Annotated in this window: 12 protein-coding genes; 9 read left to right on the top strand and 3 right to left on the bottom strand. The window is 68.9% G+C overall.

Annotated elements, in window-relative coordinates; translation table 11 throughout:
- The coding region (locus ACWELQ_RS18405; protein WP_452398251.1) for a serine/threonine-protein kinase at positions 1 to 2057 on the bottom strand (2057 nt) is incomplete at its 3' end.
- 176 nt (positions 2058 to 2233) lie between these two features.
- On the opposite strand from ACWELQ_RS18405, the gene ACWELQ_RS18400 reads away from it, so the two are divergent.
- The 4 genes from ACWELQ_RS18400 to ACWELQ_RS18385 are packed head-to-tail and all read left to right on the top strand — an operon-like array spanning position 2234 to position 5970.
- Positions 2234 to 3046 carry an ABC transporter permease gene (locus ACWELQ_RS18400; protein WP_452398250.1) on the top strand — a complete coding sequence of 271 codons (813 nt, stop codon included), beginning with the start codon at positions 2234 to 2236 and terminating at the stop codon, positions 3044 to 3046.
- The gene (locus ACWELQ_RS18395) at positions 3019 to 3822 is read left to right on the top strand and encodes an ABC transporter ATP-binding protein (RefSeq protein ID WP_452398249.1); all 804 of its coding nucleotides are present in this window, start codon (positions 3019 to 3021) and stop codon (positions 3820 to 3822) included. The genes ACWELQ_RS18400 and ACWELQ_RS18395 overlap by 28 nt, the downstream gene beginning before the upstream one ends.
- Positions 3819 to 4814 (top strand): ABC transporter substrate-binding protein, encoded by a 996-nt coding sequence (locus tag ACWELQ_RS18390; protein WP_452398248.1) that lies wholly within the window; start codon positions 3819 to 3821, stop codon positions 4812 to 4814. Before ACWELQ_RS18395 ends, ACWELQ_RS18390 begins: the two co-directional genes overlap by 4 nt.
- Positions 4815 to 4824: 10 nt before the next feature.
- Positions 4825 to 5970 carry an LLM class flavin-dependent oxidoreductase gene (locus ACWELQ_RS18385; RefSeq protein WP_452398247.1) on the top strand — a complete coding sequence of 382 codons (1146 nt, stop codon included), beginning with the start codon at positions 4825 to 4827 and terminating at the stop codon, positions 5968 to 5970.
- Positions 5971 to 6131: 161 nt separating this feature from the next.
- On the opposite strand, the gene ACWELQ_RS18380 is transcribed toward ACWELQ_RS18385, so the two are convergent.
- Positions 6132 to 7334, bottom strand: a complete 1203-nt coding sequence (locus ACWELQ_RS18380; RefSeq protein WP_452398246.1) for an MFS transporter — start codon at positions 7332 to 7334, stop codon at positions 6132 to 6134.
- 221 nt (positions 7335 to 7555) lie between these two features.
- Here ACWELQ_RS18380 and ACWELQ_RS18375 point away from each other — a divergent pair, with 221 nt between their 5' ends.
- Entirely contained in the window at positions 7556 to 9241 is a 1686-nt protein-coding gene (locus ACWELQ_RS18375; protein WP_452398245.1) for a bifunctional metallophosphatase/5'-nucleotidase, read from the top strand.
- A gap of 24 nt (positions 9242 to 9265) precedes the next feature.
- On the opposite strand, the gene ACWELQ_RS18370 is transcribed toward ACWELQ_RS18375, so the two are convergent.
- Positions 9266 to 10543, bottom strand: a complete 1278-nt coding sequence (locus tag ACWELQ_RS18370; protein ID WP_452398244.1) for an oxygenase MpaB family protein — start codon at positions 10541 to 10543, stop codon at positions 9266 to 9268.
- 184 nt (positions 10544 to 10727) lie between these two features.
- Between ACWELQ_RS18370 and ACWELQ_RS18365 the strand changes: the two genes are divergently transcribed.
- The 4 genes from ACWELQ_RS18365 to ACWELQ_RS18350 all read left to right on the top strand — a co-directional run.
- Positions 10728 to 11288 carry an HD domain-containing protein gene (locus ACWELQ_RS18365; RefSeq protein WP_452398243.1) on the top strand — a complete coding sequence of 187 codons (561 nt, stop codon included), beginning with the start codon at positions 10728 to 10730 and terminating at the stop codon, positions 11286 to 11288.
- A 35-nt stretch (positions 11289 to 11323) separates the two neighbouring features.
- Positions 11324 to 12235 (top strand): LysR family transcriptional regulator, encoded by a 912-nt coding sequence (locus ACWELQ_RS18360; RefSeq protein ID WP_452398242.1) that lies wholly within the window; start codon positions 11324 to 11326, stop codon positions 12233 to 12235.
- A gap of 205 nt (positions 12236 to 12440) precedes the next feature.
- A complete protein-coding gene (locus tag ACWELQ_RS18355; protein WP_379357412.1) occupies positions 12441 to 12716 on the top strand; it encodes a hypothetical protein in 276 nt (91 codons plus the stop codon).
- 140 nt (positions 12717 to 12856) lie between these two features.
- A partial coding sequence (locus ACWELQ_RS18350) for a hypothetical protein (protein ID WP_452398241.1) occupies positions 12857 to 13957 on the top strand: 1101 nt, incomplete at its 3' end.

Genomic DNA, 13957 nt, shown 5'->3' with positions numbered 1-13957 from the left:
CGGGGCGGATCCACCGTCTTGTCGGTGAAACAGAAGTACCGCCCGATGGGCTTGTTCTGTTTGCTCCACACCTCATCCGTGCCGGACCCGCCACACCCGCGTCCGGCGAACTGGTTGAGATCGGCCTGATAGAGCGTTTTCACCGTGTCGGTGTTGGGCACGGCCACGAACGAGACGCCCGGGGCATCGAGTTTGGTGTCGCAGTCGACGATCGCGGACACCGGACCGACCGGGGGGTCGGTGTGACGGCAGTTGCGGCGGACGTACGGGTCGTTGAGGCGATCGAGCAGGTAGTAGTCGCCGACGGTGAAATCGTCGGGATCGCGCGCGTTCTCCTGCGCACGGAACCGTCCGAGGTTCGATTTGGCGTAGTAATCGCGCAATGCGGTCTCGTCCGCGGCGTCCCAGATATAGGTGGCCAGTGTCAGGCGGGCTTCGTCGGTCAGCACCAAGGCTGGTCGGGGCGCTCCGATGCTGTGGTCGGTGAAGCAAGCCTTGCGACCCACCTCCACACCGTTGTTCACCGATGGCCCGTCCCTGCCCGCCGGATCGGACGGGCAGGCGGTCGCACCGAGCGTGCCCAGGAAATTGGTGTTGAACAGCTCGTGCATCGCGCTCGCGGTCTTGAACCGGAAGAACCGGGCGGCCGGAGCGGACGCGTCGGGATTGGGATCGCAGATGACGAAAGACGTGGTGGAGACATCGGGGTTCCCGTGCACACAGTTGGCGCGGTGGTATCCGGCCCAGCCGACGATCGCGAGCAGGTCGATATCGGGTCCGCGCAGCGTCGCGGCATCCCCGACCGGCACGCCCGCTGTCGTGTGCCGCAGGTAGGCCCAGCCCGCGAAGCCCAGCGATGAGGCGAGCAGCACGATGGCGGCGAGAATCGCGCCCACTCGGCGCAGCCGACGGCGGGACCCGGGGAGCGGCGGTTTCGCCCCGCCGCCACCGGTATCCGTGCTGCCGCCACCGGAATCCGTCCTGCTCCCGCCACTATCCGTCCGGCTCCCGCCGGTGTCCGCCAGGCCACCATCGGCATTCGCCTGGCGGTCGGTGATGCCCGGGTCTCCCGGCGCGATCGTCGAGGCCGATCCGGTGGCGGCGCTGATCACCGTTCCCGTCGTATCGGTCTGGGCTCGAGCCGGATTCGTGGTGGCTCGCGGGGCGGAGCCGCCGGTGGGGCGGGGTGCGCTCGGGTCGGGGGTGCGGCCGCCGGTGCGATCGTTGAGGGCCGCCCGTGCGGCGGCGGCGAGTTCGCCCGCGGTGCCGTAGCGCTGGGTGGGCTCCTTGGCCATGCCGCGCGCGACGACCGCGTCGAATGCGGCGGGGACGGTCGGGCGGACCAGGCTCGGGCGGGGGATCGGGTCGAACAGGTGGGCGGCCATGATCTGCGCGTCGTTGCCGCCCGCGAACGGCCGGGTGCCGGTGAGGCATTCGAACAGTACGCAGGCCAGGGCATAGACGTCGGAGGGTGGGCCGATCTCGGTGGCCTGGAAGCGTTCCGGGGCCATGTAGCGGTAGGAGCCGACCGCGCCGCCGTCCTGGGTGAGCGATTCGTCGGTGGCGGACTGGGCGATGCCGAAGTCCACCAGGTAGACGAAGCCCGTGTGGGTGACGAGGATGTTGTCCGGCTTCACATCTCGGTGCAGCAGCCCGTCGCGGTGCGCGGCGTCCAGTGCGGCGGCGACCTGTTCGACGACGGTCACCGCGTCTTCGGGATTGCCCGGTCCGTGCCGGTGCAGCAGGGAGCGCAGGCTGTCGCCGTCGACCAGCCGCATATCGATGTAGAGGCGGCCGTCGATCTCGCCGTAATCGTGGATCGGGATGACGTGCGCCTCCCGAAGCCGCGCCGCCGCATGCGATTCCCGCTGAAAACGCGCCCGGTACACGGTGTCCTCGGCGAGCCGCTCGGGCAGCACCTTGATGGCCACGGTGCGGTCCTTGACCGTGTCGTAGGCCTGATAGACCTCCCCCATACCCCCGCGCCCGATCAGCCGGTCGAGCCGATAGGGGCCGAACCGGGATCCGACGGTGAGCGGGTGATTCGGACTGTTCATTCCCGTCCTCGGCTCCTCGCTGCGGCTCCATTGTGGCAGTCGAGGGATCGGGCAAGCCCAGAATCACGCGGATTACAACCGGTGACCGGGCGGTTTCGGACCGGCATGGTCGGTATCGGTGGGTGAAGGCCCTCGTCCGCCAACGTCCCCGTCCCCCTGTGCCCCGAGGTGCTGTCGTGTCCTCAATTGCCGTGCAGGCCAGGCCCACTGCGGCCCGGTCGCGCCTGCCGAGCGTATCCGTGCTGGCCCGGTTCGTCGCGCCGATTGCCCTGGTGGTGATCTGGCAGCTGGCCAGTGCCACCGGAGTGCTGCCGGAACGGTTGCTGACCTCGCCGGTCACCGTGGTGCAGACGGCGATCGACCTGATCAAGGACGGGACGCTGACCAAGGCGCTGTCGGTGTCGTTGCAGCGTGCGGCGATCGGCTTCGCCATCGGCGCGGTCGTCGGGATCGGGCTGGCGCTGGTGGCCGGGTTGAGCCGGGTGGGGGAGTACCTGGTCGATCCGATCCTGCAGATGCTGCGGACGCTGCCGTTCTACGGGCTGATCCCGCTGTTCATCCTGTGGTTCGGGATCGGGGAGCTGCCCAAGATCGTGCTGGTCGCCTTCGGGGTGGCGGTGCCGCTGTATCTCAACACTTTCGCCGGCATCCGCAGCGTGGACGGCAAACTCGCCGAGCTGGCGCAGGTACAGCGGTTGAACCGCTTCCAGTTGATCCGCCACATCGTGTTGCCGGGCGCGCTCCCGCAGGCCCTGGTCGGCCTGCGCCAATCGCTGGGTGTGGCCTGGCTGGCGCTGATCGTGGCCGAACAGGTGAATGCCGATGCGGGCCTGGGCTTCATGATCAACGACGCCCGCGAGTTCCTGCGCACCGACGTGATCGTGGTCGGCCTGCTCGTCTACAGCGTGCTCGGTCTGCTCACCGACGCACTGGTCCGTTCGATCGAGAGGAGAGCGCTGTCATGGCGACGCGACTTCCTGGCACCCTGACCGATTCGGTGGTCGCGGCGACGTTGGCCGAGATCGAGAAGAACTCCACCTCGGACGTTCCCGCCGACGCGGTGGTGCGAATTCGCGGGCTGGTCAAGGACTTCGGCGAGCGCCGGGTCCTGCACGGCCTGGACCTCGACATCCGGCCCGGCGAGTTCGTGGCCCTGCTCGGCCGCAGCGGCTCCGGCAAATCCACGCTGCTGCGCGCGCTGGCGGGTCTGGACGGTGACACGGGCGGCGAACTGCACGTTTCCGGAGAGGTCGCCGTCGCTTTCCAGGAGCCGCGCCTGGTGCCGTGGAAGCGGGTGCGCGACAACGTCACTCTCGGCCTGCGTCGCCAAAACCCCAAGGCCGCCGCGGAAGCCGCGCTGGCCGAGGTCGGTCTGGCCGAACGCGGCGGGGCGTGGCCGCTGACCCTCTCCGGCGGCGAGGCGCAACGTGCCTCGCTGGCCCGCGCCCTGGTCCGCGAACCCGAGCTGCTGCTGCTCGACGAGCCGTTCAGCGCGCTGGATGCCTTGACCCGCATCACGATTCACCAGCTCGTGCTGGACCTGTGGGCCAAGCACCGGCCCGGGGTCCTGCTCGTCACCCACGATGTGGACGAGGCGCTGCTGCTCGCCGACCGCGCGCTGGTGCTGGCCGACGGCCGCATCGCCCGCGAGATCCCCATCGACCTGCCGCGTCCGCGTCGGCGCGACCATCCCGAATTCCTGTCTCTGCGTACGGCATTGCTCGCCGAGCTGGGCGTCACCTCCGAAGAAGGAACCACCGAATGAAACGCAAACGCCTCCTCGCCGCCCTCGCGGTCGCCACGGCCCTCGTCACCGCGGCCTGCGGCTCGGGCAGCGACAACAGCAAGGGCGTGAACGCGGACGGTTCGGTCGACCTGTCGAAGGTGACCCTGCACATCGGCGATCAGAAGGGGCAGGCGCTACAGGCCCTGCTCGAGGTGTCCGGTCAGGGTAAGGACCTGCCCTACAAGGTGGAATGGGCCAGCTTCACCGCGGGCCCGCCCATGCTCGAGGCCATCAATGCCGGATCCGTGGACTTCGGTGGCGTCGGCGACGCCCCGCCGGTTTTCGCGGCGGCCGCCAAGTCGCAGATCAAGATCGCCGGGGTGTACGACTCCGGCGCCGCCGGCAGCGCGGTCGTGGTGCCGAAGGATTCCGCGATCAAGGATCCGAAGGACCTGCGCGGCAAGAAGATCGCGGTCACCAAGGGCAGCTCGGCGCACTACCACCTGCTGTCGGTGCTGACCAAGAACGGGCTCACCTTCAACGACATCGAACCGCAGTACCTGCAGCCCGCCGACGCGCTGGCCGCGCTGTCCACCGGGCGGGTCGACGCCTGGACGGTGTGGGATCCCTATGTGGCGCAGGCCGAACTGGCCGGCAACCGCGTCCTCGTCGACGGCAAGGGCTATCTGAAGCCGGACAGCTTCTGGGTGGTGGGCTCGAAGACCTTGGAGAACAAGGCGACCGCCGCGGCCGTGCGGGATCTGCTGGGGCGTATCCAGCAGGCCCACGTCTGGATCACCGGCCACCACGAGGAATGGGCCAAGCGGTCCTCCGAGATCACCGGCGTGCCTTACGACGTCACCCTGCTGGCGGTGAATCGCGGCAACGTTGCGGATCATCCGCTCGACGACGCCACCATCACCGCCGAGCAGCAGGTCGCCGACGCCTTCTCCGACGCCAAGTTGATTCCCGGGAAGGTGAAGATCACCGACTTCATCGACACCCGCTTCAACGACCGATTCAACTCCTAGGAGTCCCCGAATGAGCTTGTCGTTCCACTGGTTCCTGCCCACCTCCGGCGACTCCCGCGGCCTCGTGGTCGGCGGGCACGGCACGCCGATGTCGGGTGACCGTCCCGCCTCGCTGCACTACCTCAACCAGATCGGCGCGGCCGCCGAATCCAACGGGTTCGAGGCCGTGCTCACCCCCACCGGTTCCTGGTGCGAGGACGCCTGGCTGACCACCGCCATGCTGGTGGAGACCACCGAGACGCTGAAATTCCTGGTGGCCCTGCGTCCCGGGCTGATGAGCCCGACCCTGGCCGCGCAGATGGCGGGCACCTTCCAGCGGCATTCCGCCGGGCGGCTGCTGATCAATGTGGTGACCGGCGGCGAGCCGCTCGAGCAGGCCGCCTACGGTGACTTCGCCGATAAGGAGTCCCGCTACACCCGCACCGGGGAATTCCTGCACGTGGTGCGTTCGCTGTGGGAGTCGCACGAGCCGACCACGTTCCAGGGCGAGCACATTCGCGTCGAGAACGCGCTGCTGAGCAACCGGCCCGACCCGATTCCGCCGATCTTCTTCGGCGGCTCGTCGGCGCCCGCCGGACCGGTCGCGGCCCGCTACGCCGACACCTACCTCACCTGGGGTGAACCGGTGCTCGCGGTGAGCCGCAAGCTGGACTGGATTCGCGGCCTCGCCGTCGATCACGGCCGCAAGCTCGACTACGGCCTGCGCATCCACGTCATCACCCGCGACACCTCCGAGGAGGCGTGGGCGGTCGCCGACAAGCTGCTGTCCGGCATCGACCCCGCCGATATCGAACGCGTCCAAGCCGCGCTGGCCAAGAGCGAATCCGAAGGGCAGCGCCGCATGTCGGAGCTGCACAACGGCAGCACCGACCGCCTCGAGATCGCCCCCAACCTGTGGGCGGGCGTCGGCCTGGTGCGCGGCGGCGCGGGCACCGCCCTGGTCGGCTCGCACGAGGAAGTCGCCGAACGCCTCATCGAATACTCGAAGGCAGGCATCTCCCAGTTCGTCCTCTCCGGCTACCCGCACCTGGAAGAGGCGTACTGGTTCGGCGAGGGCGTCCTGCCGATCCTCGAGCGAAAGGGCCTGTGGCAGCACCCCAACCGCCGGCCCACCCACCCCGCCGCCACCCCCTTCGCCAGCGCGTCCAGCAGCTAGCCCGCCTCACCCCCGGTCGAGCGACAGTCTCGCCCATCCGGGCCAGCGACCGCCTCGTCATTCCGGCGTGCTTTTGGCCGGAATCCAACGCCCGCAGCCGCCGCACTCCCGTCAAGGTGCGGCGGCTGCTTCGTCCCCGGACGACACCTGCGTCGAGGGGCTCAGCGGTGTACCGCCGGGGTCGGGGTGGGCGTGGCGGCGCGATCGGGAGCGGTGGTTACCGCGCGACGCAAGGCCACGGTGTAAATCAGTGCGGCGGCCGCGGTTCCGGCCAACAGCAGGTACCCCATCGTGTAGCTGTCGGTCTGCCCGTAGGCGAACCCCATGACCAGCGGCGGGAAGTACCCACCGAGCCCGCCCGCGGCACCGACCAATCCGGTCACGGTGCCCACCCGCTCCGGCGCCACCAGCTGGGCAACCAGGGCGAAGACGCCACCCGTGCCCAGTCCCAGGCAGAACGCCATGGCCACCAACGCCGCACCCGCCGGAAGTTCGGCCGGAGGCTCGACAGCCAGCACCATGGCGAGCACCGCCGCACCGGCGAAAGCGGCCGTCAGCACCCGGATCGGGCCGACCTTGTCCGAGAGAATGCCGCCGACCGGCCGGGCCAGCACCCCGGCCATCGCGAACCCGGCGGTGCGGATACCCGCGTCCGACTGCGCGAACTCGTAGACGTTGTGCAGCACCGTCGGCAGATAGGTCGAGAAGGCCACGAATCCGCCGAACGCCACCGCGTACAGCAGCGACCCCTGCCAAGTCGCCTTGAGCCGCAACGCTTCCCGTATCCGCGGCAGCGCGGGATCGGTGGCGGGCCGCCAGCTCGGCGCGTCCCGCGCGAACAACAGCACGACCGTGCCCAGCGCGGCCAGCGCCACCGCCAGCAGCACGTGCGTCTGCGCGCGACCGAAGTGCTCGACCAGACGCGGAGTCAACAGCGCCGACAGCGCGGTACCGCCCATGCCGAGTCCGAACATGCCGGTGGCGAAGCCGCGCCGCGCGGGCTCGTACCAGTTGTTCACGAACGGCACGCCCACCGCGAACGAGGTACCACCGATACCCAGCAGAAAGCCCCAGACCATCAGCCCGGCAAAGGAATTCGCCCACCCCACGAACAGCACCGGCACGATGGTGAGGAAACAGATCGCCGCGAGCATGCGCCGCCCGCCGAACCGATCGGCCAGCACGCCCACCGGAATCCGGCCCAGCGACCCCACCAACACCGGCGTCGCCACCAGCAGCGAAGTCTGGCCCGACGTCAGCCCGAGCATCTTCGTGTAACTCGACGACAGCGGCCCGATCAGATTCCACGCCCAGAAGGTCAGGGCGAACACCGCCGTGGCGAGCGTCAGATTCCGGGTGGTCATGAAATTCTGTCTACCCCGCGCGGAATTTCCCCGATAGCGGATTCGAAACACACCACGGCAGTGGGTATTTTCCGCACGGCGCTCGCGCCCGCGTAGACGTGCCGTGCCGGAAAAGGCACGGCACGGTGGGTATTCGAAGTCACAGCGGACGAGCCGGGCGCGGCGGTGAATTCACCTGCTCGACGGGCACGTGTCGACGGCGTCTGCCACAGTCGAAGGTTATGAACGGGCGGCGGGTGGTTGGTCTGTGTGCGGCGGTGCTGAGCCTCGGGCTGGTGGCGGGGTGCGGGGGGAATTCGGGCTCGGGCACGCCGCCCGCCGCTTCGACCGGGGTGCCGCTGATTTCGACCGGTGACCTGCCCGCGGCGCGGACCGGCGAGGTGCATCTGTTCGGCATCAACGACCTGCACGGCAATCTGCAACCGCCGGACGGCGCCAACGGCAAGGTGGGCACGTACACCGCCGGGGGAGCGGCCTATCTGGCCGCGCACCTGTCCCGGTTGAAGGCCGCCTATCCCGACAGCGCGGTGGTGTCGGCCGGGGACAATGTCGGGGCCAGCCCGTTGATCTCGTCGCTGTTCCACGACGAGCCCACCATCGACTTCCTGAACTCGATCGGCGTGGTGGCCTCCTCGGTCGGCAATCACGAATTCGACCACGGCGTCGGTGAATTGCGCCGGTTGCAGGAGGGCGGTTGCGCGGCCGACGGCTGCACCCCGGGCGACAAGTTCACCGGCGCGAGCTTCCCGTACCTGGCCGCCAACGTCACCGACGCCGACGGTCAGTTGCCGCCCGGGCTGCGGGCCTGGACGATGCTGCAGGTCGGCGACCACAAGATCGGCATCGTCGGCACCGTCACCCCCGACACCGAGCACATCGTCATGCCGGACGGCATCCGCGGTTACCACTTCGGTGACGAGGCCGCCGCCATCGACAAGTACGTGCCGGAGATGAAGAAGGCGGGCGCGGAGACCGTGGTGGCGCTGCTGCACGACGGCGGCGCACAGCAGGCGCACGACGCACCCGTCGACTACAACGGGTGCGCGAACATCTCCCCGGAGGTGAAAGCCCTGGCGGACAAGACCGATGCCGCGGTATCGGTCATGCTGACCGCGCACAGCCATCAGGCCTACAACTGCACGCTGAACGGCAAGGTCGTCACCCAGGCCGCCTCCTACGGCCGCCTCATCACCGACGTGACCCTGCGCTTCCACGACGGCAAGGTCGACGCCAAGGCCGTCAACCGGGTCGTCACCCGCGACATCCCGCCCGCCGCCGCCGCGACGCGACTGGTGGATTTCTATGCCGGGCAATCGAAACCGCGTGCCGAGCGGGTGATCGGCAACTCGACCGCCGCCCTGCCCGCCGACCCGGCCCCGGCCGGGGATTCCCCGCTGGGCGATGTCATCGCCGATTCCATGCTCGATGCCATGACCAATGTGCAAGTGGTGGCGGCGTTCATGAATCCCGGCGGCGTGCGCGCGGGCCTGAACGGCGGCAATATCACCTACGAGCAGGCGTACACGGTGCAGCCGTTCGGCAACCAGGTGGTGGCCGTGGCGCTGACCGGGCAGCAGATCCTGAATCTGCTGGAGCAGCAATGGGACAACGTGAGCAAGCCCGCCGTCCTGTCGGTCGCGGGCATCACCTACGCGTACTCGGATACCGCCCCCAAGGGGCACAAGGTGATCGACGGCAGCGTCCGCGTGGGCGGTCAGCCGTTGAATCCCGCCGCCTCCTACCGGGTGTCGACCAACAACTTCCTGGCCACCGGCGGCGACGGCTTCACCGTGTTCAAGCAGGCCGCCGAAACCCTGGTCGGGCCCATCGATCTCGACGCCCTGGAGTCCTACTTGCGCGCCCATGCCGCGGTGAACCCGCCGCAGAGCCGGATCGAGAAGAAGTAGCGCCGGGCCGAAAAAGCCTGCGGCTCAGCGCCGGAACTCCTCGACCGGGGTGAATTCGGCATCCCGGTCGCCGACCTCGTTGCGGTACCACCGCTCGCGTCGCCGCCGCTGCACCCGATCGGCCACCGCGTCCAGCCCGGGCACGGTGCGGCGCAGGGTTTCCGCGCCGAACACCACCGGGGCCTGCAGCAACGGATGCAGCACCCACGGGAAGCGGCGCGGCATGCGATGGCGGGCATAGGTGGCAGGCGGCAGCCAGAAGGCCGTGTAGCCGATCTGCACGCGATAGTTGACCTCATCGCGAATTCGTTTGGCCCACGGGCTGTCCGGCTTCGGCGCGAACGCCGGGAGATAGGACTCCACCAGCTCCGCGCCGTCCGCGCCCGCCGTGTACGCGCGTTTGACGAAGGCGGCGAACATGAGTCGCACGGCCGACCGGAAATCCCGCGGATACCAGCTCGGCTGCACCCCGAGCAGATGGCCGACATAGCGCCAGAAGTGCAGTGTCGCTTCGATTTCCGAGACCGTGGTCTGGTGCCCGACACTCCACAGCGCCAGGCCCGGCACCACGCTGCCGCCCATCAGGGTGAGGGTGGCGTCGCCGATACTGATCGGCACACCCCAGGCGTCGTAATCCCATTCCGGCCGCTGCATGAGCTTGCGCCGGATGAACACGTGCATGATCCGCACCCGCATGGCGGTCTGCCGCCCGCGCGCACCGGGGTCCAGCCCGCCCGGCTCGGACACGTCGATCCAGAACCGGACCGTCTCCAACTGCCGCTTGTGCGCCTTGTCCCCGGCGTAGCCGCCCGCGTACGACAGCGGCTTGGTGATCGAACTCTCCGAGTACATCTCCAGCGTGCTGGTGGTGGCGAAGCTGAAAACCGCAGTGCCCCAACGGCGGAACACCTTCGCGCCCTGTGACATCAGCTCCGGATCCAGCCAGTCCGGAGCGGTCTCGAACTCCTCGAACAACCGCACCAGCGACGGCGGCGCATCCGGCACGCTGTGCACCCCGTCGGCCAGCGCCCGATCCAGCATCGCCCGCCCCGCCTTCGGCCCGATCTCGCCGAGATACACCTCGTCGACGAACGCCTCGGCCACCGGATCGGCCTGGTAGTAGGCCCCCGCGAAGGCCCGCACCAACTCCTCGTCCGGTTGCGGATCGAACCCGACGACCGACCGCCACGCCCGCCGAGCCCGCTGCACCCACGGATCCCCGACCCGCTCCCAATACCGGAACTCGCTCGGAATCTTCCCCGCCGCAGCCGCTTCCAGCGTCGCGGGAGTCTTGCCAGCCATGGCTGAAGCGTAGATTTCCGCGCCGATCCTGAGCAGAGATTTCCGGCCAACCCCGCCTCGCCCCGATTCCACGGCGACGACGGACAGACAGTTGTCGCCAATCCCTTGACCGGAGGGGACGTTTGCCGAGAATTTCCCCGAACAGGGGTGGCGCCGCCGAACCACCGCGTTCTAGGGTTCGCCCGTGACCCGCGCCCTGGAACCCCTGACCACTGTCGACGCCCTCATGGCCCTGCTCGCCGAGTGCGAGGACGCCTGGGACATGCCCGACCGCAGCGGCGACCCGGTCGACATCCTCGACCACGACCGGCAGTGCGCCGAAATCCTGCGCCGCGACTTCCCGCTCGACGAAGAACTCCAGGTCGCCGGGTTGGTCCACGACATCGGCCACGTCCTGATCCCCGGCGACGACGCGGGCCACGGCATCCACGGCGGAAACGTCGTGCGCCCCTTGCTCGGCGACCGCGTCGCCCGCCTCGTCGAACTCCACGTCGTCGCCAAGCGCTACCTGGCGGCCACCGACTCGGCCCACGTCGCCGCCCTGTCCCCGTCGAGCCAGCGCACCCTGATCGCCCAGGGCGGCCCGATGACCCCGGAGGAAGTCGCGGCCTTCGAAGCCGACCCCGACTTCGACGCGGCAATCGCCCTCCGCCGCGCCGACGACGCGGGCAAGGTCATCGGCCTCACCGTCCACCCCCTCGCCACCTGGCGACCGATCATCGAACGAGTCGCGACGACCCGTTGACCTGGATTTCGCCGGGTGCTGCATAGACTCGCTCTATGCCGTTGTCGCCTCGAGTGCCTGATCTGTCCGCGCTGGATCTCCTGCTGTCGGTGATCGAGCTGGGGAGTTTGGGGCGGGCGGCGAAGGCGCACGGGATCAGTCAGCCTTCGGCGAGTTCGCGGATTCGGTATCTCGAGCAGTTGGTGGGGGTGCCCGTGCTGGAGCGGACTACGCTCGGGTCTCGGCCGACCGCCGCGGGGGCGTTGATCGCGGAGTGGGCTCGGGATGTGGTCGACGCTGCGGCGCGGCTGGACGCGGGCATCGATACCCTGCGTGTGCAGCGGGATTCGCGGTTGCGGGTGGCGGCCAGTCAGACCGTGGCGGAGTATCTGTTCCCGAAGTGGCTGATGGGCTTGCGGGCGCGCATGCCGGATACTTCCATCGCCCTGGAATCGGGCAACTCGGCCGAAGTGGCCAAGGCGGTGCTGGAGGGCCGGGCGGGTATCGGGTTCGTGGAGGGCCCGCGGCTGCCGGGCGGCCTGGAAAGCCATGAGGTGGGCCGGGATCGGCTGCTCGTGGTGGTGGCCGCCGGTCACCCCTGGGCGCGGCGAGCGCAGGTCGATGCCGCTGAGCTGGCCCGCACCCCGCTCATCTACCGCGAGCCCGGCTCGGGCACCCGCAATTCCTTCGAGCGCGCCATGCGCACCGACATTCCGGGCTGGGAACCGACTGTCGCGCTGGAGCTGTCCTCCACCACGGCCATCAAGACCGCGGTCGCCGAGGGGCTCGCGCCGGCGGTGCTGTCCTCGCTGGCGGTGGCGACAGAACTGGCCGAGGGCCTGCTGGTCTCGCCCACGGTGACCGGCGGCCCGGATCTGGAGCGACGACTGCGCGCGGTCTGGCCGACCGGACAGAAGCCGACCGGTCCGGCGCGTGATCTGTATGCCATTGCGCGCCGCCCGATCTGAGTCCTCTCTGCGAGTTTTGCCCGAACTGTTGACAGAGTGACTCCCATCACCATAATCTTCCGGCGCGGGCGCAGTGGATTTTGCGAGGACCAAGCCTGCCTGCACATTCTTTTCGCCTTTACAATGCCTTCGCTGAATTCGCAGCGCGAAGACACAAGTGCGCCAACGCCTCCCGCGAGCGTTATCAAAGGGTTATGGTCACGGCATGGTGCGAACCGCCGCCGCAGCCGCAGACCCGGATGAACCAGTCATACCGGCCACTGCTTCGCGGCCAAAGCTAGAGGTTGTTCCCGAATCGCCTGACCCCGAAGCGCCACAGCCCCACTCCTTCGGCGCACACGTCCTGAGCGCGGCCGATATCGAGCGACTCCCGTCCTCGGCCCGGCACCGCATCGCAGCCTTCATCCACCTGCAGGTGGCAACCCTGGAGGAGTGGCCCGAACCGGTCCTGCCCCCCATTCCCGACCTCGACGAACTCTGACTTCCGCTCAGAACTTCCAGTCGATCGACGCCCGATCCCGTGCTGTCACCGGCCATTTGTGCGACCGGCCAGCCCGCACGACCGGATCCTGGGATTTTGCCGGATGGCCCCGGCGCTCCGGCCTGGCATGGTCAGCGACCATGAACACCTTGCGGCCGATCTCCGCGAACCGCCCTCGAACCCGTGCCACTGTCCTGGCCGCGTTGCTGGCCCTCGGCGCGCACACCACCGGACTCGCTGCGGCGCAGCCGGATTCGGGCACGTGGTACGTCCGTGCGGGCGCGCCCGCCAATGGCACCGGCTCCGCTGACGCCCCCTTCGACTCGCTCGCCCGAGTGGAATCGGTCTCCCGTGACGGCGACACCATCCTCGTGCAACCGTCCACCGCCACCCTCGACGGCGGGATCGCTCTCAAACCGGGTCAGAAACTCCTCGGCGACGGCCCCGCGGTGCTGGGCGCCGCCGACAGCCCTGCGCTGCCCCGGATCTCGAACACCACCGGCAATCACGACGGCGACGCCGTCCGCCTGGCTTCGGACACCGAGGTGCGAAACCTGGTCATCACCGGTGCCCGGCGCGGCGGCATCTACGGTGCCGACGCCGTGAACACCGTGATCACCGGCAATGACGTGACGGCAACCAATCAGCAGTGCGCCGACGGTTTCATGATCGGCCCGTTCGGCCTGCCGCCGACTCTGCCGCTGGGCGCGGCGATTCCGGCGCTGCCGGACTTCCTGACCCTCAACAATGGCTGGGCGGCCATCATGACCGACTTCCACGACGCGGCGGGCAGCGTCCGCATCGAGGGAAATACCGTGCACGACACCGCCTGTGGCGACGGCATCGACATTCGCGCGCACGGAAACAGCCGCATCGACGCTGACGTGACCGGAAATACGCTGCGCGCCATCAATCTCGGCCTGGCCAAGCTGTCGGTGCTGGCGCTCGGCGTGCAAGCCGGTGACGATGCGGTGCTGACCGGCCGCCTGAATGGCAACTCCGAGAGCGATATCGCCACCCCCGCCACGTCGCCGCTCAATGCGACGGCCGACAGCGAGGGTGTCTTCATCAACCCGCTCGGGCAGGCGCACCTGGATATCACGATGTCCGCCAACCGATTCCACAACGGCTACGGCAATTTCTCCGCCAATGGCCTGGAGTACGTGACCACCAGCGGCGCCCCGGACAGCCGAGTCGTGGTGACCGACAGCGTCTTCGACAATGTCGCCGGTGACGTGATC

This window comes from Nocardia sp. NPDC004722 (genome assembly GCF_053601505.1).
The sequence above is the reverse complement of the archived record's forward strand: the minus strand, read 5'-3'. Positions and strand labels throughout refer to the sequence as shown.

Bases quoted from the DNA above. Each gene is read 5' to 3' on its own strand.
- ACWELQ_RS18360 (WP_452398242.1), top strand. From the start codon at position 11,324: ATGCCGTTGTCGCCTCGAGTGCCTGATCTGTCCGCGCTGGATCTCCTG.
- ACWELQ_RS18395 (WP_452398249.1), top strand. From the start codon at position 3,019: ATGGCGACGCGACTTCCTGGCACCCTGACCGATTCGGTGGTCGCGGCG.
- ACWELQ_RS18390 (WP_452398248.1), top strand. From the start codon at position 3,819: ATGAAACGCAAACGCCTCCTCGCCGCCCTCGCGGTCGCCACGGCCCTC.
- ACWELQ_RS18370 (WP_452398244.1), bottom strand. From the start codon at position 10,543: ATGGCTGGCAAGACTCCCGCGACGCTGGAAGCGGCTGCGGCGGGGAAG.
- ACWELQ_RS18385 (WP_452398247.1), top strand. From the start codon at position 4,825: ATGAGCTTGTCGTTCCACTGGTTCCTGCCCACCTCCGGCGACTCCCGC.
- ACWELQ_RS18380 (WP_452398246.1), bottom strand. From the start codon at position 7,334: ATGACCACCCGGAATCTGACGCTCGCCACGGCGGTGTTCGCCCTGACC.
- ACWELQ_RS18355 (WP_379357412.1), top strand. From the start codon at position 12,441: ATGGTGCGAACCGCCGCCGCAGCCGCAGACCCGGATGAACCAGTCATA.
- ACWELQ_RS18375 (WP_452398245.1), top strand. From the start codon at position 7,556: ATGAACGGGCGGCGGGTGGTTGGTCTGTGTGCGGCGGTGCTGAGCCTC.